The sequence below is a fragment of the Bradyrhizobium sp. CCBAU 25360 genome, assembly GCF_028128695.1.
Classification (GTDB): Bacteria; Pseudomonadota; Alphaproteobacteria; order Rhizobiales; family Xanthobacteraceae; genus Bradyrhizobium; species Bradyrhizobium ottawaense.
Map to the genome: position 1 here is coordinate 105,834 of NZ_LBJA01000042.1, position 19,581 is coordinate 125,414.

The 19,581-nt window shown below is 65.6% G+C and carries 17 protein-coding genes; 8 read left to right on the forward strand and 9 right to left on the reverse strand.

The window, feature by feature from the left end:
* Positions 1–103 precede the first annotated feature (103 nt).
* Positions 104–874 (reverse strand): SDR family NAD(P)-dependent oxidoreductase, encoded by a 771-nt coding sequence (locus XH81_RS24655; protein ID WP_028143193.1) that lies wholly within the window; start codon positions 872–874, stop codon positions 104–106.
* Between the two features lie 202 nt (positions 875–1,076).
* Entirely contained in the window at positions 1,077–1,364 is a 288-nt protein-coding gene (locus XH81_RS24660) for a hypothetical protein (protein ID WP_008136644.1), read from the reverse strand.
* 58 nt (positions 1,365–1,422) lie between these two features.
* Here XH81_RS24660 and XH81_RS24665 point away from each other — a divergent pair, with 58 nt between their 5' ends.
* The 3 genes from XH81_RS24665 to XH81_RS24675 all read left to right on the forward strand — a co-directional run bounded on the left by XH81_RS24665 (position 1,423) and on the right by XH81_RS24675 (position 7,368).
* Positions 1,423–2,823 (forward strand): CoA transferase, encoded by a 1,401-nt coding sequence (locus XH81_RS24665; protein WP_028143192.1) that lies wholly within the window; start codon positions 1,423–1,425, stop codon positions 2,821–2,823.
* 145 nt (positions 2,824–2,968) lie between these two features.
* The gene (locus XH81_RS24670; RefSeq protein ID WP_028143191.1) at positions 2,969–4,213 is read left to right on the forward strand and encodes an efflux RND transporter periplasmic adaptor subunit; all 1,245 of its coding nucleotides are present in this window, start codon (positions 2,969–2,971) and stop codon (positions 4,211–4,213) included.
* Between the two features lie 38 nt (positions 4,214–4,251).
* A complete protein-coding gene (locus tag XH81_RS24675; RefSeq protein WP_028143190.1) occupies positions 4,252–7,368 on the forward strand; it encodes an efflux RND transporter permease subunit in 3,117 nt (1,038 codons plus the stop codon).
* A gap of 3 nt (positions 7,369–7,371) precedes the next feature.
* Here the strand turns inward: XH81_RS24675 and XH81_RS24680 are convergent, their stop codons facing one another.
* From XH81_RS24680 to XH81_RS24700, 5 genes are all read right to left on the reverse strand, one after another.
* A complete protein-coding gene (locus XH81_RS24680; RefSeq protein WP_038947807.1) occupies positions 7,372–8,334 on the reverse strand; it encodes an amidohydrolase family protein in 963 nt (320 codons plus the stop codon).
* Positions 8,335–8,385: 51 nt separating this feature from the next.
* Positions 8,386–8,670 (reverse strand): hypothetical protein, encoded by a 285-nt coding sequence (locus tag XH81_RS24685; protein WP_370091933.1) that lies wholly within the window; start codon positions 8,668–8,670, stop codon positions 8,386–8,388.
* Positions 8,671–8,776: 106 nt separating this feature from the next.
* Positions 8,777–10,174 carry a TolC family outer membrane protein gene (locus tag XH81_RS24690; protein ID WP_038971540.1) on the reverse strand — a complete coding sequence of 466 codons (1,398 nt, stop codon included), beginning with the start codon at positions 10,172–10,174 and terminating at the stop codon, positions 8,777–8,779.
* Between the two features lie 221 nt (positions 10,175–10,395).
* Positions 10,396–11,175: an enoyl-CoA hydratase gene (locus XH81_RS24695; protein ID WP_028143187.1), complete on the reverse strand. Its 780-nt coding sequence runs from the start codon at positions 11,173–11,175 to the stop codon at positions 10,396–10,398.
* Between the two features lie 134 nt (positions 11,176–11,309).
* Positions 11,310–11,996 carry a hypothetical protein gene (locus tag XH81_RS24700; RefSeq protein ID WP_271596400.1) on the reverse strand — a complete coding sequence of 229 codons (687 nt, stop codon included), beginning with the start codon at positions 11,994–11,996 and terminating at the stop codon, positions 11,310–11,312.
* A gap of 291 nt (positions 11,997–12,287) precedes the next feature.
* Between XH81_RS24700 and XH81_RS24705 the strand changes: the two genes are divergently transcribed.
* Together XH81_RS24705 and XH81_RS24710 are read left to right on the forward strand one after the other, a co-directional pair.
* The gene (locus XH81_RS24705) at positions 12,288–12,833 is read left to right on the forward strand and encodes a sigma-70 family RNA polymerase sigma factor (RefSeq protein WP_095424621.1); all 546 of its coding nucleotides are present in this window, start codon (positions 12,288–12,290) and stop codon (positions 12,831–12,833) included.
* A 2-nt stretch (positions 12,834–12,835) separates the two neighbouring features.
* Complete coding sequence (locus tag XH81_RS24710; RefSeq protein ID WP_095424620.1) at positions 12,836–13,474, forward strand: NrsF family protein; 639 nt, start codon at positions 12,836–12,838, stop codon at positions 13,472–13,474.
* A gap of 12 nt (positions 13,475–13,486) precedes the next feature.
* Here the strand turns inward: XH81_RS24710 and XH81_RS24715 are convergent, their stop codons facing one another.
* Positions 13,487–14,590 (reverse strand): DUF2336 domain-containing protein, encoded by a 1,104-nt coding sequence (locus XH81_RS24715; protein ID WP_095424619.1) that lies wholly within the window; start codon positions 14,588–14,590, stop codon positions 13,487–13,489.
* A gap of 63 nt (positions 14,591–14,653) precedes the next feature.
* Positions 14,654–15,811, reverse strand: a complete 1,158-nt coding sequence (locus XH81_RS24720; RefSeq protein WP_095424618.1) for a GGDEF domain-containing protein — start codon at positions 15,809–15,811, stop codon at positions 14,654–14,656.
* 438 nt (positions 15,812–16,249) lie between these two features.
* Here XH81_RS24720 and XH81_RS24725 point away from each other — a divergent pair, with 438 nt between their 5' ends.
* Genes XH81_RS24725 through XH81_RS24735 form a run of 3 tightly spaced genes read left to right on the forward strand, consistent with a single transcriptional unit; the run spans position 16,250 to position 19,243 of the window.
* Positions 16,250–16,819 (forward strand): sigma-70 family RNA polymerase sigma factor, encoded by a 570-nt coding sequence (locus tag XH81_RS24725; protein ID WP_018315733.1) that lies wholly within the window; start codon positions 16,250–16,252, stop codon positions 16,817–16,819.
* Complete coding sequence (locus XH81_RS24730) at positions 16,816–17,511, forward strand: hypothetical protein (RefSeq protein ID WP_028143181.1); 696 nt, start codon at positions 16,816–16,818, stop codon at positions 17,509–17,511. The genes XH81_RS24725 and XH81_RS24730 overlap by 4 nt, the downstream gene beginning before the upstream one ends.
* Positions 17,512–17,527: 16 nt before the next feature.
* The gene (locus tag XH81_RS24735) at positions 17,528–19,243 is read left to right on the forward strand and encodes a S8 family serine peptidase (protein WP_212429503.1); all 1,716 of its coding nucleotides are present in this window, start codon (positions 17,528–17,530) and stop codon (positions 19,241–19,243) included.
* Positions 19,244–19,581 lie beyond the last annotated feature (338 nt).

Sequence of the window (19,581 nt, forward strand, 5' to 3'; positions counted from 1 at the left end):
GGCGCGTAAGCGCCGTGCCCACCTCCTTTTGCGGCTCGTCGCGAAGACGTGGGCACGCTTTGCTTTGTTTACCCTACGAGTTCCTCGATGATGACGTCGCGCCTTAAAAATTCACCCGGTTCGAGATCGCGCCGTCCACGACGAGATTCGATCCCGTCGTGAACCCCGACACCGGGCTTGCCAGAAACACCGCGGCGCTCGCGATTTCCTGCGGCGTGGCCATCCGGCCGGTCGGATTGCGCTTCATCGCGTCGGCGTAACGCTCGGGCATGTTCTTCTCGACCATCTCCCAGACGCCGCCCTTGAAATAGACCGTGCCGGGCGACACGACATTCACGCGGATCTTCTTCTTTGCATATTGCCGCGCCAGCCCCTTGGCCATGTGGATCAGCGCCGCCTTGATCGGGCCGTAGGAACTGGCCGTGTCCGCCTGCGCCGCCGAGATCGAGGAGATGATGACGAAGGCGGCGTCGCCGCTTCTCTCGCCGCTCGCTTCGAGGAACGGCCGCGCGGCGTCGAACGCGTGCACGGCGCCAAGCAGGTCGAGCCGGAAGTTCTGCTCCCACGATGCGGGATCGTGGCCTTGCGCCATCGCGCCGGCGTTGGAGAACAACAGGTCGACGCCGCCGAGCTCTTTTGCGGCACCCTCGATCCAGGATTTCAGCGCTGCGCCGTCGGTCACGTCGACCGGGCCGCCGGTGGCGTTGGCGCCCTTCGCCTTCAGCTCGGCAACGGTAGCCGCAACCTGATCTGCATTGCGCGCGCACACCGCGACATTGGTGCCTTCACCGGCGAGCGTCTCCGCAATCGCCCGCCCGATGCCGCGCGTGCCGCCGAGCACGATGGCGTTCTTGCCTTTGAGACCGAGATCCATTGTTGGGTTTCCTTTTTGTTGGTCGCGGGAGTGTAGCTGTTTCGGAAGACGCCCAGAAGCCTCCACATGGTCATTGCGGGCGCAGCGAAGCAATCCGGAAATGCATCTGCGGAAATAGACTGGCTTGGTCGCATCAGCACAAAATTGCCACGCAATCTTGTCGCGAGCTCCTCGCAATGACGTGGAGAGAGGTGGGGCCTCCTCACTCCGGCGCGGCGCCCACCGGCGGGCCGCCGGGCGGGCGGTGCAGGAAGGTCAGCGAGGCATAAGCGCCGGCCCAGGAGCCGATCGCGGCGAAGGCAACGTAAAAGGCGTTTTCGGTGTAGCTGATCACGGCGTAGGAGGAGAGCAGGTACCAGACCGCACTCCAGTTCGCGGCCGGCACGCGTTTTCGCGCGATCACGGCCGAGGTGAACATGACATAGACCGCGTCTGTGGCCGCCGTTGCGATGAACACGGCGCCTGCGGTAAGGGGGTCGATGGCGGCCATTGCATTTCCTTATGGGCTAATGGATGGTCGCTTGAAAAACTAAGGGAGAGAAGCGGCCATGCAAAGCCCTGCCGACATTCTCAAGGACATCTGGACCTCCGCCGGGGGCGATGCACCAGCGCTCGAACGCGTACGGCTGAGCGGCGAAGAGCCTCAGCTTCCGTCCTCGTTCCGCGTCGCAATTGCCGGACAGACGACCATCGCCGCGGCCGGCCTCGCCGCCGCGGAGATCTGGCGACTGCGCAGCGGGCAGACGCAGGATGTCTCCGTCGACATGCGCCACGCCGTTGCCGAATGCCGCTCCGAGCGCTATCTGCTTCTCGACGACAAGCCGCCGCCCCCGGCCTGGGACGCCATCGCCGGCGTCTACAGGACCGGCGACAATCGCTTCGTTCGCTGCCACACCAATTTCCCGCATCATCGCGACGCCGTCTGCAAGGTGCTCGGCTGCGAGGCGGAGCGCGACAAGGTGCAGGCCGCGCTGATGCAATGGAGGGACGAGGATTTCGAGACTGCGGCTTACGCCGCGGGCGGCGTCGTCGCGCTCATGCGCTCCTACGACGAATGGTCCGCGCTGCCGCAGGCGCGCGCGCTCGCCGAGTTGCCGCTGCTCTCGATCGAGAAGATCGGTGAGGCCCCGCCAAAGCCGTGGCCAAAAGGCGATCGTCCGTTGTCAGGCCTGCGCGTGCTCGATCTCTCCCGCGTCATCGCGGGCCCCGTCGCCGGCCGCACGCTCGCTGCGCATGGTGCGGATGTGCTGCTGGTGTCAGGGCCGGAGCTGCCCGCCATTCCCTGGCTCACCATCGATACCGGCCGCGGCAAGCTCACCACCTTCATCGAACTGAAGAGCGAGACGGGCAGGGCGCATTTGCGCGAACTGTTGCGGGACGCCGACATCTTCTCGCAGGGCTATCGCCCGCGCGCGCTCGCCGCCCTCGGCTTTGCGCCCGAGGATGCAGCGCAGATCAATCCCGGCATCGTCTATGTGACGCTGTCGGCCTATGGCCACGCCGGCCCCTGGGCCGAGCGGCGCGGCTTCGATTCCCTCGTGCAGACCACGACCGGATTCAATCACGCCGAGGGACGCGCTGCCGGTCTCGATGGCCCCAAGGAATTGCCGGCGCAGATGCTCGATCACGCCACCGGCTATCTGATGGCGTTCGGCGCGATGATGGCCAAGGCGCGTCAGGCCCGCGAAGGCGGCAGCTGGCACGTGCGTGTGTCGCTGGCGCAGACCGGGCGCTGGCTTTGGAATCTCGGCCGGCTCGATGGCGGACTGAACACCCCGGATCTTACGGGCGACGCTGTACATGCTGCGTTCATCGAGAGCGTGCCATCTGGCTTCGGCATGTTGAAGGCGGTGCGCCATTCGGCGATGCTGTCGAAGACGCCGGCGCAATGGAGCCGTCCGGCAATGCCGCTCGGCAGTCATCCGGCACAGTGGCCGGCGCGAAGCTGACGTGAAGCTGACATGTCGCGAAATTTTAACGCAAACCGAAAGGCGCCCGGCGTTTTTTAGGTTGTTTGAACTCCCAATTCGGCACTATTAGCGCAACCGATAAGGCAGGCATCTGCCGAGATCGTCGCAGACACGACCGGGCTCCATGGTAGTTGAAAATACCAAGCGATTGCAGGTGTTTACAAAACAACGGGTGATCACATCCGTAGTTCTACTAGCTCTTGTCGGCGCCGGTGCCTACGGCTTCCTCTCTTCCGGGTCCAAGGAAAAGAAGCACTCCGAGATCTCCAGCCAGTCGCGCAGGAATGCGCAGAACTTCACGCCGACGCCGTCCGAATGGGCGACGCTGACGATCGAGCCGGTCAAGGCCAAGGCCTTCCGCGCCGAATATGTCACGGAAGGCAAGGTCGCCGTCGACGAGGACCGCTCGACACCGGTGTTCTCGCCCTATGCCGGCCGCGTCACCAAGCTGCTGGCCAAGCCGGGTGAGATGCTGAAGCAGGGCCAACCGCTGTTCACGATCGAGGCCGCCGACACCGTGCAGGCCCAGAACGATTTCATCGCGGCGATGACCTCGCAGAACAAGGCGAAGTCGGCGCTCGAGCTCTCCGACATCCAGTTCAAGCGCGCCAAGGACCTCTACGAGGGCCATGCCATTCCGCTGAAGGATTATCAGCAGGCCGAAGCGACCCAGGTTCAGGCGCGCAACGACATGCGCTCCTCGGGGACCGCGCTGGAAGCCGCGCGCAACAAGCTGCGCATCCTCGGCTTCACCGACGAGACCATCAAGGCGTTCCAGGACAAGGGCGCCATCAATCCGGAAGTCACGATCTATTCGCCGATCTCCGGCACGGTCGTGCAGCGCAAGATCGGCCCCGGCCAGTACGTCAATTCCGGCGCCAGCGATCCAGTCTTCGTGGTCGGCGATCTCTCCACGGTCTGGCTCACCGCCTTCGTGCGCGAGAGCGACGCCGCCGCGGTCTGCATCGGCCAGGACATCACCGTCAACGTGATGGCGCTGCCGGGCCGCCCCTTGACCGCCAAGATCAATTACGTCGCCGCCGCGATCGACCCCAACACCCGCCGCCTGCAGGTCCGCGCCACCATCGACAACAAGGACGGGCTGCTCAAGCCCGAGATGTTCGCCAACGTCACGATCTACTCGGCCGGCGATCGCGCCGCGCCCGCTGTGCCGAAGCAGGCGTTGATCTATGAAGCCGACAAGGTCCGCATCTGGGTCGCGCGCGAGGACAAGTCGGTCGAGCTGCGCCAGATCAAGATCGGCCTCATCAACGGCAACCTCGTCGAGGTCACCAGCAATCTGAAACCCGGCGAGCAGATCGTCACCAAAGGCAGCCTGTTCATCGACCGCGCGGCGTCCGGCAGCTGATCGACGACCCAAAAAACTGAAGACAAATTGAAGACCTGATGGATCGTCTCGTCGCCCTTGCCGTCAACCGGCGCTTCCTGATGGTCGGGATGTTCGTCGCCGTGCTGATCGGCGGCGTCATCGCGTTCAACCAGCTCAACATCGAGGCCTATCCCGATCCGACCCCGCCGATGGTCGACATCGTGACGCAGAGCCCGGGGCTGTCGGCGGAGGAGATCGAGCGCTACATCACGATCCCGATCGAGACCCAGGTCGCAGGTCTGAAGAACCTGACGACCATCCGCACGATCTCGCTTTACGGCCTCTCCGACGTCAAACTCCAGTTCTCCTTCGCCTACACCTATGACGAGGCGTTGCAGCAGGTATTGAACCGCCTGGCGCAGCTCGCGCCGCTGCCGGGCAACGTGCAGCCGCAGATCTCGCCGCTCAGCCCGATCGGCGAGATCTTCCGCTACCGTCTCGTGGGTCCGCCGAACTACAGCGTGCTCGATCTCAAGACCATCCAGGACTGGATCCTGCAGCGCCGCTTCCGCGCCGTGCCTGGTGTCATCGACGTCACCGGCTGGGGCGGCAAGAGCAAGACCTATGAGCTCCAGGTCGACTTCAACAAGCTGGTCGCCAACGGTCTGACGCTGCCGCAATTGCTCCAGGCGGTCGGCAATTCCAACGTCAATGTCGGCGGCAATACCGTCAATATCGGCCAGCAATCGGCGGTCGTGCGCGGCGTCGGCCTGATCCGGTCGATCGACGATCTCGCCAATACCATGGTGGCGCAGACCGGCGGCAATCCGGTGCTGGTCAAGGACGTCGCCACCGTCACCGTCGGCCAGAAGCCGCGCCTCGGCATTGCCGGCCTCGACGAGTCCGACGACATCGTGCAGGGCATCGTCCTGATGCGCCGCGGCGAGCAGAGCTCGCCGACCATCAAGCGTGTCCACCAGCTCGTTCAGACCATCAACAATTCCAGCATCCTGCCGCCCGGCGTGCGCATCGAACGCATCTACGACCGCGGCGACCTGATCGAGCTCACCACCCACACCGTGCTGCACAACATGGTGGTCGGCATTCTCTTGATCGTGCTGTTGCAGTGGATCTTCCTCGGCGACCTGCGCAGCGCGCTGATCGTCGGCGCCACCATTCCGTTCGCGCTGTTCTTCGCCGTCATCATCCTGGTGCTGCGGGGGGAATCGGCCAATTTGCTGTCGGTCGGCGCGATCGATTTCGGCCTGATCGTCGATGCCACCGTCATCATGGTGGAGGCGATCTTCCGCCGTCTGACCCAGACGACGCCGATGTCCGAGACCGAACATATGTCCAATGAGACTCTGTTCGGCATGAAGAGCCACGCCATCCTCAGCGCGGCCGCCGACGTCTCGCGCTCGATCTTCTTCGCCGCGGCGATCATCATCGCGGCCTTCCTGCCGCTGTTCACGCTGTCGGGCGTCGAGGGCAACATCTTCGGGCCGATGGCCCGCACCTATGCCTATGCGCTGGCCGGCGGGCTGCTTGCGACCTTCACCGTCACGCCGGCGCTGTCCGCGATCATCCTGCCCGCGCATGTCGAGGAAACCGAGACCAGGGTGATGCGGATCCTGCACCGGTTGTACTCGCCGTTGCTGCAGTGGGCGGTCGCCAACCGCAACATCGTGCTCGGCGGTGCGGTCGGCCTCGTGCTGATGACGGTGGCGCTCAGCCGGATGCTCGGCCTCGAATTCCTGCCGAAGCTGGAAGAGGGCAATCTCTGGATTCGCGCCACGCTGCCGCCGACCATCTCGCTCCAGGAAGGCAACAGCTACGTCAACGAGATGCGCAAGGTGATCCGCGCCCGACCCGAGGTCGAGTCCGTCGTGTCTCAGCACGGCCGTCCCGACGACGGCACCGACGCCGCCGGCTTCTTCAATGCCGAGTTCTTCGCGCCGCTCAAACCGATCAGTCAGTGGCCCGGGACCCGCGACAAGGAAGAGCTGACCGCGCAACTGCTCAAGCAGCTCGACGATCGCTTCCCCGGTGTCGAGTTCAACTTCTCGCAATATCTCCAGGACAACGTCTCCGAGGCCGTCTCCGGCGTGAAGGGCGAGAACTCGATCAAGCTGTTCGGCAGCGACCTGCAGGCGCTGACCGACACCGCCAACAAGATCAAGTCGGTGCTGGCCACGGTGCAGGGCGTCACCGACCTTGCGGTGTTCACCTCGCTCGGCCAACCGACCGTCCAGATCGACATCGACCGCGCCAAGGCCGCGCGCTACGGCCTTGCGCCGGGCGACATCAACGCCACGATCAAGGTCGCGATCGGCGGCGACACGGCGGGCGATCTCTACGAGTCCGGCTCCGATCGTCACTTCCCGATCATCGTCCGCCTCGCGCCGGAATACCGCAGGAGTGCCGAGGCGATCCAGAATTTGCGCATCGGCGCACCCGGGCCGAACGGCACCGTCACGCAGATTCCCCTGAGCGAGGTCGCCACCATCAGCCTCGTCTCGGGCGCGGCCTACATCTATCGCGAGCAGCAGGAACGCTATCTGCCGATCAAGTTCTCGGTGCGCGAGCGCGACCTCGGCAGTGCGATCCGCGAGGCGCAGCAGAAGATTGCCGAGCAGGTGCAGCTGCCGCCCGGTTCGCACATGGACTGGGTCGGCGAGTTCGGCAACCTTCAGGACGCAATCCGGCGGCTGTCGATCGTGGTGCCGATCTCGCTGGCGCTGATCGGCGTGCTGCTCTGGTTCAATTTCGGCTCGATGACCGACACGCTGCTCGCGATGAGCGTGATCCCGATGGCGATCTTCGGCGGCGTGCTGGGACTTTTGATATCGGGCACGGCATTCAGCGTTTCCGCGGCGATCGGCTTCATCGCGCTGTTCGGCATCGCCGTGATGGACGGGATCATCATCCTGTCGCAGTTCAACCAGCTCATCGAAGAGGGCATGGACCGCATGAGTGCGGTGGTGCGCACCGGCGAGCTTCAGCTCCGGCCGGTGCTGATGACCTGCGTCGTCGCCGGCGTCGGGCTGCTGCCGGCGGCGCTGTCGGAAGGAATCGGCTCGCAGGTGCAGAAGCCGCTCGCGGTCGTCGTCGTCACCGGCATGATGCTGGCGCCGGTCGTGATCCTCGTCACGCTGCCGGTCCTGATCTCGTTCTTCTCGCGCCGCGCGCGCTGACCGTCAGAATCCGTAGAGTCGTGCCGGGTTGTCGACCAGGATCTTCTTGCGCACATCGGCATCCGGTGCCCACACCGGAAGCTGGTTGAGCAGGCGGGCGTCGTCGATCTGATAGAGCGGCGCGATGTCGGTCGGCTTGCGTCCCTCGACACGGCTCGAATCCGGATGCGGCCAGTCGGTGCCCCAGACGATGCGGTCCGGATTCGCCGCGATCAGCGCACGTGCATAAGGCGCCATGTCCTGATAGTCGGGCGCGAGCTTTGACGAGCGATAGGCGCCGGAGATCTTCACATAGGCCTTGCCGGACTTCACCAGCGCAGCGAGATCGGAGAAACCCGGCTGCTCCAGGCCGAGCGAAGCTTCCAGCCCGCCGAAATGGTCGAACACGACAGGTACCGGCGCCGTCTCGACGAGGTCCTTGATCGCCGAGATCATAGGAAGCGTGGTGTAGAGCTGCACGTGCCAGCCGCGCGCCTTCATGCGCTCGACGGCGGTGGTGAAGCGTGACCTGCCGACATTGGGGTCGTTGACGCCGCCGGTTGCGAGATTGAGGCGCATGCCGCGGAAACCGTCCGCCTGCATCGCATCGAGCTGTGCCTCGGTCGTCTTGTCGTCGATCACGGCGACGCCGCGCGCATTGGCGCCGCGTGCCTTCATGCCGAACAAGGTCGACGAATTGTCGGTGCCGTAGACGCTGGGGGTGACGATCACCACGCGCTCGATATGCAGCGCCTTGTGCAGTGCAGCCATTTCTTCGGGGCTTGCCGGCTCGGGCGTGTAGACGCGCCCGGCGAAGAACGGAAACTTCTCGACGTCGCCATGAATGTGAGTGTGGCAGTCGCAGGCATGCGCGGGGACGTCGAAATTGACCGGCGTCGCAGGCTGCGCCGCGCGGGCGTGGGCTCTGTTGGTCATGGCTACTCCGGCGGCGAGGGAGGCAAGCAGGACGCTGCGTCGATCGAGCACGGTTTCTCTCCCTGGTTGTTTTATTTGGCAGTGTGCCGGGACGGTACCACATCAGCCGGATCGAAGCTGCGCTTCGTTGCATAGCTGCTCGACAATGTCCGCAAGCAGACGTGAGCCGTCCGCGCGCACGACCGGGCAGGGCAGGCCCGCGAGCCATGCTTCATGCTTGGCGAGACTGCGACCTTCGCGATCCCCCGCTTCGTAATGAGAGGCCCATTCGACGAAGTCTTCGGTCTCGTCGTGGCGCCAGCCGCCCGGCGCGACGGCGTCAGCGCCGAAATGGGCGGCCTCGCGGGCGCGCAATCGCTTCATCCGGATCTCGCGCGGCGCGGTCACGAAGCCGGCCCGCGAGCGCCCGGCCGAGCGTCGTCACGCCGGAGCCCGAAGCGCCCGTCAGATGGATGCGGCGGCTTTTCATGGGCACCGGCCCGATAGATTGAAACTACTGCCCCGACGGCGTGCGCAGCCCGTGCCAGGCGTCGCGGACCTGGTGGTAGTGAACCTCGGGCAAATAATCCGGCGTGTTCAGGCTGAGCGTCTTGACGTCGAGATGGCCGATGGCGCTGAGCAGCGTGTAGGATGCGATGACGCGGTCGCGGTTGGCGCCGATCAGGCGGGCCTTGGCCTGGATCAAATCGGCCTGCGAGTTCAAGACGTCGACCGTGGTGCGTTGTCCGCCGGCGGCCTCGCGCTGCACGCCCTGGAGTGCGACGGTCGCAGCCTTCACTTCGGATTCCGAGGCCGACACGGTGATCTTGGCGCCTTCATTGGCGACCCAGGCGCTCACTGCCGCCGTGCGAGCCTGGTTGCGGACCTGGTCGAGCACGAGCCGGCTCTGCGCCGTGATCTCCTTGGCCTGCCGGGTCTGCGCGGCGGCCTGGCCGCCGTCGTAGATCGGCGCGGTGACATTGGCGACGATCGAGGCCTGGTCCTCGGCGAAGGTGCCGAGCGTCGGGTCGTTGTTGCGGCTCTTGCTGGCGTTGCCCTGGATGGTGGCGCTCGGCAGCAATGAGCCTTCGGCGATGCGGATGTTGGTGGAGGCGACATCGACGTCGAAGCTGGCGGCCATCACCGCCGGATGCTGGCGGATTGCCATGGTCATGGCGTCTTCGCGGCTCTTCGGCAGATAGCGATCGACGGCCTCGGCGGCCCGAAGCTGCGATGGCGCATTGCCGATCACTTGCGCATAGGTCGCCTGGCTGACGGCAAGCGCGACCTCGGCGGCGTTGAGATCGGCAAGGCCGCGGTTAAGGCGCGCTTCGGCCTGCGCGCTGTCGGTCGGCGTGACATCGCCGGCGTTGAGACGGCGCTGGGTGACCGAGAGCGTCTCGCGCAGGAAGGCGACGTTGGAACGCTGCGCTTCGACCAGCGACTGGTTGGCGAGCACGTTGGTGTAGGCGGTGACCGCGTCGAGCAGCACGCCCTGGCCGACATTGCGCAGCGCCTCGCGGCCCGACTGCACCTGGAGCTCGGCGGCCCGCACGTTGTTGGCGGTGCGGAAGCCGTTGAACAGGGTCTGCGTCACGGTGACGCCGATGATCCATGGCTTCAAATTGCCGGTCTGGATGGTGTTGTCGGGCAGCAGATTGCGCACCGATTGCAGGCCGGCGCTGAGGCTCGCCACGATCTGCGGCCGGTAACCGGCGAGGGCCTGCGGCACGTTCTCGTCCGTGGCGCGTTGTCGCGCACGTTCGGCATTGAGCTGTGGATTGGTCTGGTAGGCCTTGGCGAGCGCCTCCGGCAGGGCTTCGGCCCAGGCGGCGGAGGGCAGGGCGCAACACAGCGCCAGCGTGGTCCATGTCGCAAGCACAGGACCCACGCCCGATCGATGCCGCGTCATCTCGCGACCAGCTCTGGCGGTACGCCCAATCATGTAATCCCGCTTACCCCGGCTGTCCGCCCCCGCCGACGGTGGCCTCTTAACTGTTTAACCAGCCGAGGTCCCGCAGGCAAACTGCCGCGGGGGAAACCCCCATGAAATCCGTGCTTGTTGCAGGTGCGTCACAGGAGTTCTGAGGGAACGCGGCCGAGCCTTACACCAGCCTGACCCGTTCCCTGACGTTACCGATTCTTGTTCACCGGCTTGCGCTTCTCGATGAACGCCGCCATGCCCTCGGAGCGGTCCTCCAGCGCGAAGGTCGAGTGGAACAGGTTGCGCTCGACGCTCATGCCCTCGGCGAGCGTGGTCTCGAAGGCGCGGTTCACCGCTTCCTTGGCCATCGCGGCCGCAGGGCGCGACATCGCGGCGATCTTCTCGGCCGCCGCCATCACTTCGTCCATCAGCTTGTCGGCAGGCACGATGCGGCTGACGAGGCCGCTTCTCTCGGCTTCCGCCGCATCCATCATGCGGCCGGTGAGGCACAGGTCCATCGCCTTGGACTTGCCGATCGCGCGTGTCAGGCGCTGGGTACCGCCGATGCCGGGAATGGTGCCGAGCGTGATCTCGGGCTGGCCGAACTTTGCGGTGTCGGCGGCGATGATGAAATCGCACATCATGGCGAGCTCGCAGCCGCCGCCGAGCGCATAGCCGGCAACCGCGGCAACCGTCGGCTTGCGGCAACGCGCGATACGGTCGCCGCCGATCGCGGCGAAATCCTCGGAGAACATGTCGATGAAGCCCTTCGGCTGCATCTCCTTGATGTCGGCGCCGGCGGCAAAGGCCTTCTCGCTGCCGGTCACGACGATGCAGCCGATGGCGTCATCGGCCTCGAGATCGTCGACGGCAGCTGCGATCTCGCGGAAGACGCCGAAGGAGAGCGCGTTGAGCAACTTCGGCCGGTTCAGCTTGATGATGCCGACCGCGCCTTTGCTTTCGACGATGATGTGTTCGAACGTGCTCATGCTCCACCCACGCTTTTGATTGGGCGGGCAATGTGCCCGCTGGCGCGGTGAGCTTCAAGGGGCTAACGGCCGCCGGAACACGCAGCAAGATGCGCGTTCCGGGGAGGTCTCTCGGGCCAGGATCGGGCCCGCAATCACGCCATGAACATGCGGGCGGCGGACGCCAGCGTCAGCAGCGTGCCGACGCCGATGAAGATCTTGCCGATCAGGGAGCTCTGGTCCCAGGCAGAGCTCTGCTGGGTGCTTGCCATCACCGGTGCCGGCCGGGGCTGGGCCTCGGTTGCGGCAATCACCGCCTTCTGCGCGGGCGGGTTGTCCTGTTGCGCGGCGCGGTCGATGTCGTTGAGCTGATCGGGGGCGACCACCTGGCTCTCGGCGTTCGCAGCGTTGGTATTATCGGCCGCTGCCTGGACATTGGTGTTGGCGCGGTCTGTCATTGCCGAGGCCGCTGCCGCAGTCGGGGTGTCGGTGGTGGCGAGCTGCGCATTGGCGTTGGCGACCGCTGGCGGCATCTGGGTCGAGGCCGGGACGTTATTGTCGGCCGTGCTGTCGGCCTTCGTCTCGTCGGCCTTGTTGTCGGCCTTGGCCGGAGGGGCGTTCTTGTCGGCCTTGTCGTCGGATTTCTGTGCTGTCTTGCCGCTGGTGGTGGTGCGGCGTGACTCATGGCGCCGGTGCTTGCTCGGCTTGGCCGCGTCGGCCTGCTTGCCCGCGCTGTCCGAATTGCTTGTGGCCGAGTTTGGGGCCGCCTGTGCAAGGCCTCCGAACAGCAACAAAAGGCCGGCAAGAACAATCAGGGCCGCGCGCCCGCTGGCTTTCATCATGGTGATGATCTCCCCAATTCCGCCCGTCCCGGACACGAACAGAGACCCCGGGGCGTGACGACAGCGGGGCAGAAAATGGGAATCTTCGGGCCACAACGGGCAAAACCGGGGCAGACCGGACCCCCTGAAGCCAGCCGCCGGGTGCGGGACGGGCCGATCGGTGTTATGAGCCGTCGCAGACGTTTACGGCCGGATCGGTCGCGCGGTCCAGGGCATATCACGAATTCGTGATTTCGTCGAACCCGCGTAACAAATTGAACGGACGGCCGAATTGCATGGTGAGGGGCGCGCGTGCGCGGAAGTGAGGACGAATGGACCGGCCTGATGCGGTCGGCCATGGCTGGCGATGATGCGGCCTATCATCGCCTGTTGAGGGCGGTCACGCCGGTGCTGCGCGCTGCAGCGAGGCGAGGCCTGGCACGGGCAGGCCAGCCTCCCGACCAGGCCGAGGATATCGTGCAGGAGATTCTGTTGGCGGTGCATCTGAAGCGGCACACCTGGGACAGCGAAGCCCCCTTCGCGCCCTGGCTGTTTGCCATCGGCCGCAACAAGCTGATCGACTCGCTGCGCCGGCGCGGCAGGCGCGTCTTCGTCAATATCGACGATTTCGCCGAAACCCTGCCGGGCGAGGCGCCCGAGGAAACCGCCTCCGCGGGCGAGGTCGCAGCCCAGCTCAACACCCTGCCGCAGCGCCAGCGCGACGTGCTGCAGTCGATCGCGGTCGAGAGCGCCTCGATCAAGGATACGGCGGCGAAGTTTTCGATGAGCGAGGGCGCGGTGCGCGTCGCGCTGCATCGCGGACTTGCGGCGCTGACGACTAAACTGCGGGACCAGTAGTCATGGACACCGATCAACTCATCCGTTCGCTCGCAGCCGACAATGCGCATCGCGCGCCGCGCGTCGGCGCGGTGCTGACCATGGCGCTCCTGGTGGCCGCGCCCTTGTCGATCCTGATCTTCGCGACGTTCCTCGGCGTGCGTCACGACGTGATGAGCGCGATGCACAACCCGTTCTTCGATATGAAGTTCGCGGTGACGCTGTCGCTCGCGATTCCCGCCATCATCGTCAGCCTGCATCTGTCGCGTCCCGAGGCCCTGCTGCGCGGCTGGGGCTGGCTGCTGCTGCTTCCCGTCGGGCTGCTCGCGGTCGCGATCGGCAGTGAGGCGATGATGGCGCCGGCCATGCCGATGACGATGCGCTTGATGGGCAAGAACTCCAGGGTGTGCCTGGTCGCAATTCCGGCGATGTCGCTGCCGCTGCTTGCGGGGGCGCTGTTCGGCCTGCGCCATGGCGCGCCGTCGCGCCCGGCGCTTGCCGGAGCGCTCGCCGGCCTGGTGTCGGCCGGCCTTGCCGCGACGCTCTATGCCTCGCACTGCACCGACGATTCGCCCCTGTTCGTCGCGACCTGGTACACGCTCGCGACCGCGCTGGTGACGGCGATCGGCGCGGCGGTCGGGGCGAGGGTCCTGAGATACTGACCGCGCCGGGCCTCACGCCGCCGGCGTCGTGCCCAGCTGCATGCGGTGGAAGCGCAGCACCTGCTGCGCGGTCGATGAGCGCAGCGCCTCGTAAACGTCGCGCAGCGTCAGCATGTCGGTCTGCGAGCCGCCGGAGAGCTTCTCGCGCATCGCGATGATGGCCCGCACGCTCGGCCAGGACATGCCGGCGACCTTGGCGAGGATCATCACGCCCTCGGTGCGGCTTTCGATCATCATGGTCTCGGCGGTCTCGACCGCGACGCCGGCGAGCGCCGCGAGCCCCGCATTGGTTTCGTCGAACTTGCCCTGCTCGGCGAAACTGGTGACCTGGAATTCGTTGAGGCGGCCGTCCTCGTGCAGCGACTTCACCAGCGCGCGCGCCATCTCGGTCTGCTTCGTCATGGCGGCAGCGCGGACCCTCTGGGCCACTTCCTGCACCACGCTCGACACCTCGTCCACGAGCTCCGGATGCGCGGCCTCGAGCTTCCTGCGCACGCTCAAGGACGCCTTCGCAACCAGCTTCAAATAGTGATGGCGCGGCAGGTCCGGCCGCTGACCGATGCAGGTGGCGAGGTCGTCGTCGCGTTCGGCGCGGGTGACGAGATCGGTGAGGCTTCCCTCGGAGAGCCGTGCGCCCGGATTGCCGACGGTCGACTGCACCACGTCCTCGTTGCCGCGCGTCACCAGCACGTCGGTCAGCGCTTCCGACAGCACCCGCCGCAGCGAGATCGCCTTGAGATGGGCTTGGCCCCTCGTGCGCGCGATCTCGATCAGGGTCGTCTCGTCCAGCCGTTCCGATTTCGACAGCACGGGGCCGGAGACCTCGATGACTTCGTCGAGCGCGAGCGTGCGCATGATTTTCGGTGGCGCGGCCGCGATCGGTGCGAGGCGGTCGGCGAGCAGCGCCTTGGCCGACGTCTCGATCTGCTCAATCAGGCACTGGAACACGTCGTCGAACACGCGGATGTGGTCATCGGAATAGTCCACCGAATTGCCCACGAACAGATCGGTGACGCGGCGCAGCGTCTCGACCCGGCGCGCGACCGTGCCGTGCGAGAGCGCAGCCTGCAGTTCCTCGAGCAGATTCTCGGATGTTTTTGCGGATCTGGATCTCATGGCCCTGTCCTGGAGCGCTCGGTCCGGCGGCGGGTTCTGTCGCAGCGGGAAAAAATGGATTGGTCAGCTCGTTGCAATGCGGTTGCGCCCTTGCGCCTTGGCGGAATAGAGCGCGCGATCGGCGCGCGCGAGAAACGTGTCGGCAGTATCGACGTCGCGCAGCGTCACCACGCCCGCGGAAATGGTCACCCGCATATTCAGGGAGAATGCGCTCCAGTCGAGATCGGCGATGATACCGCGCAAGCGCTCGAGCATGCGCTGTGCGGCGTCGTCCGACGTGTCCGGCAGCAGCAGGAGGAATTCCTCGCCGCCGTAGCGGCCGAAGCAGTCGGCCGGGCGGATGTTGGCGAACATGGTGATCGCGAAGGTGCGCAGCACCTCGTCGCCGACGGGATGGCCGTGGGCGTCGTTGATGCGCTTGAACCAGTCGAGATCGATCAGTGCGATCGCGCAGGGCATCGATGTCTGCCGCGACTTTTCGATCTCGGCGTCGAGCAGGCGCATGATGCAGCGGCGGTTGTAGGAGCCGGTGAGCTCGTCGAGCTCGGCCAGCTCCTCGATGCGCTGATAGGCGGCCTTCAGCTCGATGCTGCGCCGGTACAGGATCTTGCGCAGGGTGGCGCCGAACAGGCCGAGGAAGGCGCACTGGCCGATCACCAGCACGAAGCAGAGCATCGATGCGGTTCGCTCCAGGCGGGTTTCAACCGGCAGTCCGATCGGCAGGTCCGAGCCCAGGAAGACCAGGGCGAGCCCGCAGGTGGCAAGGCCCCAGGTCACCATCGCCTGGCTCGAGGTCATCCGCAGCGTGCCAAACGCGAAGATCAGAAACAGCACGGCGATGAACGCGACCCCGACCGTCGGCACTGCGAGCAGGAACAGCAGCTGCAACGCCATATGCGCCGAGATCTGGAAGACGGTGAGGTAATGATCCTCGAACCGGTCGCCGAAGCCGGCTTCCGAGAGCACGGTGAACGTACCGATGATCAGGAGGCCGCCGAGCCAGAACAGCGATGGAACGGCCATGGAGACGGCGCCGCCATAGGCGTAGAGCAGCAGGACCGAGGCGCCCAGCGAATAGCTCGCCACCTGGCCGATATACATCTGGCGGCGCTGCCGGGCCCGGCGCGCCAGCACTTCGGAAGCCGCCGCCTCGGGCGTGAGCACGAGATCCGCGACCTCAGCGGCATTCCTCTCGGGAAAGGACGTCGCGGCCGTGCTCATGGTCCCGCCAATGGTGATGTCAGCGTAAAAATCTACGTGGCAAGCCTTTAGGTTTGGTATCCTTGGAAACCGAATCCGAACCGTGCAGCGCGGAACAAGGCGGTCGGCTGGCGGGAGAAATTTTGCCGGCGATCAGGTATCCGTTTGCGATGCGATCGAGCCTAAGCCGGGCTTGGCGAGACATATGTCGTGCAGGGCTGCTATGGAACCGGACGAGGCCGGGCCGCCTGTGCCGGACAGGCATTCCGCAGGGAAGTATCGCAGTATTATGTTACCGATCTGGATGAAGGCGGCCGACGGCCGCGGATGGGACAAGAAAAATACGCGTATGTGGGGTAGGTCACATAGGCCACCGTATGACTGCGGTACGCTGAACAATTTTGCACCCCCGGTCGAACCGTCCGCCGCGCCGACCCGACCAACTTTGCGAGACGGGCATTGAGCGTGACACAGGCGGCTTCGGACGAGGTCCTGATCGCCAGGATCGCCCAAGGTGACCGGCTCGCCATGCAGGTGCTGTACGGGCGGCACCATGTCAGGGTCTACAGGTTCGGGCTGAGGCTCGTGCGGGACGAGCAGGCGGCGGAAGACCTCATCAGCGAGGTGTTTCTCGACGTCTGGCGTCAAGCCGGCAAGTTCGAGGGCCGATCCGCCGTTTCTACCTGGCTGCTGGCAATCACCCGTTTCAAGGCCCTGTCTGCGCTCCGGCGCAGGAAGGATTTCGAGCTGGACGAAGACGCCGCCAACGCGATCGAGGATACGTCCGACAATCCGGAAACGGTGGTGCAGAAAAAGGATACCAGTGAAGCGTTGCGGGAGTGTCTGACGGGCCTCTCGCCGGACCATCGGGAAATCGTCGATCTCGTCTACTACCACGAGAAGTCCGTGGAAGAGGTGGCCGAAATCGTCGGAATACCGGAGAACACTGTGAAGACGCGCTTGTTCTATGCGCGCAAGAAACTGGCCGAACTGCTGAAGGCAGCCGGCGTTGAGCGAGGCTGGCCATGATGGCTTTGAGCAAGAAGATGCTGGAGCAAGAGCCCAGTGAAATTGAACTGCTGCTGCCGTGGCACGCGGCCGGCACGCTGAACGCACGCGATGCGCGGCGGGTCGAGGAAGCGCTGGCGCGCGATCCCGGGCTTGCCAGGCAATATGCGGCAATCCGCGGCGAGTACGAAGAGACCATTCATCTGAACGAGAGCTTGGGGGCTCCGTCGGCGCGCGCGCTGCAGAAGCTGTTCGCCTCGATCGACGCCGAGCCTGCGCGGGCAAGCGGCTCGCTGCCGCTGTCGGCGCGCATTTCGACCTTCTTCGCGAGCCTGTCGCCGCGCACGCTGGCGTGGTCGGCGAGCCTCGGCGCCATCGCGCTGATGCTGCAAGCCGGAATCATCGGCGCCGTGCTGATGAAGAACCAGCCCGCGACCTTCCAGACCGCTTCGCTCTCGACCAGCGGTCCGATCACACGCGAACTCGGTACGACTGTTCCGCCGGCGCGCGCGCTGGTGCGCTTCACGCCCGAGGCCCGCGTCGCCGACATCACCGCGCTGCTCGACAGCTATCAGGCCTCGATCATCGGCGATGCCAAGGGCGGCATGTTCCGCCTCCAGTTCGACAAGGCGATGAGCCAGGACGAACTCGCCTCGCTGCTCGGCAAGATGCAGCGCGAGAAGTTCGTCAACCTCGCCGTCGCGGCGCCTTAAGCGCGCCGCTGATCCGATGACAGGCAAGTCCGAGAGCAGGGTGCGCGCCGGGGCCTACGCTTCATCGGTCGGCGCGGCGCTTTTGATCGCCGCCTGTCTCGGCGTCGAGGTTGCGCAGGCGCAGGCGATCATGCGCACGCCGACGATCAGCGTGCCCACGCGAACGCCGACCATCTCTCCGAGCATCGCCCCGCGCATCGCTCCGACCATCTCGGCCAGGGCGGTGTCCGTCGACCGCGGCCCGCGGACGATGGCGACCATTCCCCACACCACGACGTCGCGCCTGCGGCCGACGACGACGGTGCTGCCCTATGCGCGCTACTCGCCGAACCTGTATCCGGCCTGCACCGCTCCCTATCGCGATGCCGAGGGCGAATGCCTGGCGCAGCCGAATGCCGGCGGCGGTGGCTCGGGCAAACCCGCCAAGAAGAGCGCCGGCAAGGGCCGCGGCAACGCCACGCCGGCCGCCGCCAATCTTCGCAGCTTCGCCAACGAATTCGTGGCCGAGATCGACGGCACATTGTCGCCCGATGATGCTGACGCGTTGGCCCGCCGGCACGGCTTGACGCGGATCTCGTCGGAGAGCTTCCCGCTGATCGGGGCTACGTTCGGTCTGTTTCGTGTCACGGATGGCCGGCCGTACGAGGCGGTGCGGCGCGAATTCGCGGCCGACGGCAGCGTGCGCTCGCTCCAGCCGAACTTCCGCTATGTGCTGCAGGACCAGAAATCGACGCCGCCCAGCGAAGGCGATCCTGCGCAATATGCACTGACAAAGCTCCGCCTGCCGCAGGCGCATACGCTGGCGCACGGCGCCAACGTCACGGTCGCCGTGATCGACTCCGGCATCGACACCAAGCATCCAGAGCTGGCCAATTCCGTCGCCGACAATTTCGATGCGCTCGGCAGCGCGGAGGGGCCGCACGTCCACGGCACCGGCATCGCCGGCGCCATCGTGGCGCATGACCGGCTGATGGGCAGCGCCCCCCAGGCGCGCATCATCGCGATCCGTGCCTTCGGTGGCAGCAATGGCGGCGCCGAGAGTTCGTCCTACATCATCCTGCGGTCGCTGAATTACGCCGCCGAGCACGGCGCGCAGATCGTCAATATGAGCTTTGCCGGTCCGAAGGACGCCGTGATCGAGCGCGCCATCGCGGCGACCGCCGCGCGCGGTCTCGTGCTGATCGCCGCCGCCGGCAATGCCGGGGCAAAATCGCCGCCGCTCTATCCGGCCGCCAATCCCAACGTGATCGCGGTCAGCGCGACCGATCAGCAGGACAGGCTGTTTACGGCATCCAACCGCGGCAATTACATCGCCGTCTCGGCGCCCGGGGTCGACATCTTCCTGCCGGCGCCGGACGGCAAGTACCAGATGACGTCGGGAACCTCGTTCTCGGCTGCCTATGTCTCCGGCGTCGCGGCGTTGCTGCTCGAGCGCAATTACACCTTGAAGCCGGAGGCGCTGCGCATGACGCTGGCGAAGACCGCGCGCGACCTCGGCTCCCCCGGGCGTGACGAGCTTTTCGGCGACGGCCAGACCGATGCGTTTGCCGCGGTCATGGCTGTTCCCGCCGACAGCGCGACGCCGGTCGCGGCTGCGTCCGGTACAACAAAACGTGAAGATGCCGGGAAGCGTCGCGATGAGCCTGGCACCCGCGCGATCGAACAACCCTCGCTGTCGAGTGCGGACGATAAATCCACGATTTCTCAGGCGGATAGGCCGGCGACGCGATAGCGGCTGCGACAAAGATGCGCGCACGTCCAAGCTCAAAAAAGCGAACCCCGCATTGAACGTTCAGCCAGCTGCCACGACCAAATTATGTGGGAGCGGTCATCCCTCCCCATCAGTCATATCAGGCGCGAGCGCCCATCCACCCCAAGCGCCCATATGGCTTGACCCGTCCGGTTGTCCCCCCGGACGGGTCTTTTCTTTTGGGCATCCGATTCTTCGAAGCCTCGCGTTCGTTCAGCTTGCGGTTGATCGGACGCCCCTGTGTTCGAGTCGGCTGTTCGCTCAGCGCGTCGCACCTCCGCTATGCTTGTGCGAGGCTTGACTCGAAAACACAGCAAATC

Bases quoted from the DNA above. Each gene is read 5' to 3' on its own strand.
- XH81_RS24720 (WP_095424618.1), bottom strand. From the start codon at position 15,811: ATGAGCACGGCCGCGACGTCCTTTCCCGAGAGGAATGCCGCTGAGGTC.
- XH81_RS24660 (WP_008136644.1), bottom strand. From the start codon at position 1,364: ATGGCCGCCATCGACCCCCTTACCGCAGGCGCCGTGTTCATCGCAACG.
- XH81_RS24700 (WP_271596400.1), bottom strand. From the start codon at position 11,996: ATGATGAAAGCCAGCGGGCGCGCGGCCCTGATTGTTCTTGCCGGCCTT.
- XH81_RS24730 (WP_028143181.1), top strand. From the start codon at position 16,816: ATGATGGCTTTGAGCAAGAAGATGCTGGAGCAAGAGCCCAGTGAAATT.
- XH81_RS24735 (WP_212429503.1), top strand. From the start codon at position 17,528: ATGACAGGCAAGTCCGAGAGCAGGGTGCGCGCCGGGGCCTACGCTTCA.
- XH81_RS24675 (WP_028143190.1), top strand. From the start codon at position 4,252: ATGGATCGTCTCGTCGCCCTTGCCGTCAACCGGCGCTTCCTGATGGTC.
- XH81_RS24695 (WP_028143187.1), bottom strand. From the start codon at position 11,175: ATGAGCACGTTCGAACACATCATCGTCGAAAGCAAAGGCGCGGTCGGC.
- XH81_RS24655 (WP_028143193.1), bottom strand. From the start codon at position 874: ATGGATCTCGGTCTCAAAGGCAAGAACGCCATCGTGCTCGGCGGCACG.
- XH81_RS24710 (WP_095424620.1), top strand. From the start codon at position 12,836: ATGGACACCGATCAACTCATCCGTTCGCTCGCAGCCGACAATGCGCAT.
- XH81_RS24715 (WP_095424619.1), bottom strand. From the start codon at position 14,590: ATGAGATCCAGATCCGCAAAAACATCCGAGAATCTGCTCGAGGAACTG.
- XH81_RS24670 (WP_028143191.1), top strand. From the start codon at position 2,969: ATGGTAGTTGAAAATACCAAGCGATTGCAGGTGTTTACAAAACAACGG.
- XH81_RS24665 (WP_028143192.1), top strand. From the start codon at position 1,423: ATGCAAAGCCCTGCCGACATTCTCAAGGACATCTGGACCTCCGCCGGG.
- XH81_RS24690 (WP_038971540.1), bottom strand. From the start codon at position 10,174: ATGACGCGGCATCGATCGGGCGTGGGTCCTGTGCTTGCGACATGGACC.